This window comes from Flavobacterium sp. UMI-01 (genome assembly GCF_019656315.1).
GTDB lineage: Bacteria > Bacteroidota > Bacteroidia > Flavobacteriales > Flavobacteriaceae > Flavobacterium.
The window spans coordinates 44,283-46,123 of sequence record NZ_BPLU01000066.1 but is presented as its reverse complement, the minus strand read 5'-3'; the positions used below and the strand labels follow the sequence as shown (position 1 = coordinate 46,123).

1 pseudogene is annotated in these 1,841 nt (G+C 40.2%); it reads right to left on the bottom strand.

Annotated elements, in window-relative coordinates:
* A pseudogene (locus K5R64_RS13845) lies at positions 1-1,841 on the bottom strand (hypothetical protein); the annotation flags it as partial.

The following is a 1,841-nucleotide window of genomic DNA, read 5'->3' as shown; positions in this document are numbered from 1 at the left end:
CATCGTTATTCTTATCCTCATATTTACCATCTTTTGTGATTGAAATACTTGGCATTTGTTTCAATTCGGTCATCGTACAATCCAAACAAGTTGGTTCTTTTGGACAAGTTGTACAAGGTGTTGGGTCTGTCGAAGTTGCCGTAACTGGTGGCCCTTGTGGAGGTGTTCCTGTTGCAGTAGCTAAATTGTACACAATTCCTTTATCAATATCATTTTGAGTAACGGTATGAACGGCTGTAAAAGTTGTACTGTCAACCGCACCAACAGCTAAACTAGCAATTGGCCCTCCTAATACTGTAGCATTATTATCCGTAACGGTAACGTTAGTCAATATTGCACCACCCGTATTCTTAACAACAAATTTGTATAAAATCTGGTCACCTACATTTACAATTTTATCACCATTAAGATCATTATACTCCCCATCTTTAGTAATAGAAATTGACGGTTCATATACATTTACGATAACTTTCGCTTCGTCACAGTTTGTTGGGTTGGTTATTTCACAGATTTTATAGATCAGTTCGTAACTACCTGCTGGTGTTCCCGCAGCTACTTTTACAGTTGTTCCGTCTAAGGTGATTCCTGTATTGGTTGCGCTTACAAAAGTCGTGTTTACTTTCGTTGGGTCAACAATTGCTCCGTTTAATTTATCATTTGTTAATACGTTTGCAAAAGCAGTTCCACCTGTAAATCCGTTTACCGCTGTTCCTGCATCGTCAATAGCATCTATCACTGGTTTGGTAACGGTTACGGTGACTACAGCATCATCACAATTGTTTGTATTCAATTTTTCACAAATCTTGTAAACTAATGAGTAGTCTCCTGCTGGTGTTCCTGCTGCTACTTTTACATCTGTTCCATCTAAGGTAATACCTGGATTAGTAGCACTTACAAAAGTCGTGTTCACTTTGGTTGGGTCAACAATCGCTCCGTTTAATTTATCGTTTACCAATACGTTTACTAAAGCTGTGCCTCCTATAAATCCGTTTACCGCTGTTCCTGCATCGTCAATTGCTTCAATAGTCGCTGCTGAAACGCTTAAGGTTACTTTTGCTTCATCACAGTTCGCTGGGTTGGTTTTTTCACAAATTTTATAGATCAGTTCATAATTACCTGCTGGTGTTCCCGCTGCTACTTTTACAGCTGTACCGTCTAAGGTAATACCTGGATTAGTAGCGCTTACAAAAGTCGTGTTCACTTTCGATGGGTCAACAATCGCTCCGTTCAATTTATCGTTTGCTAATACATTAGGCACTGCAATACCACCACCGATACCATTTACTGGACTACTCGCTACATCGTCAATAGCATCAATGATTGGTTTAGTAACGGTTACGGTTACTTTCGCTTCGTCACAGTTCGTTGGGTTGGTTATTTCACAGATTTTATAGATGAGTTCGTAACTTCCTGCTGGAGTACCTGCAGCTACTTTTACTGCTGTACCATCTAAGGTGATTCCTGAGTTGGTTGCGCTTACAAAAGTCGTGTTTACTTTCGTTGGGTCAACAATTGCTCCGTTTAATTTATCATTTGCTAATACATTTGCCAAAGCAATTCCGCCGTCAAATCCGTTTACGACTGTTCCTGCATCGTCAATAGCGTCGATGGCTGGTTTGGTAACGGTTACAGTTACTTTCGCTTCGTCACAGTTCGTTGGGTTGGTTTTTTCACAGATTTTGTAAACCAACTCGTAGTTTCCTGCTGGAGTACCCGCGGCTACTTTTACTGAGGTACCGTCTAAGGTAACACCTGCATTTGTTGCGCTTACAAAAGTCGTGTTCACTTTGATTGGGTCAACAATCGCTCCGTTTAATTTATCATTTACCAATACGTTTACT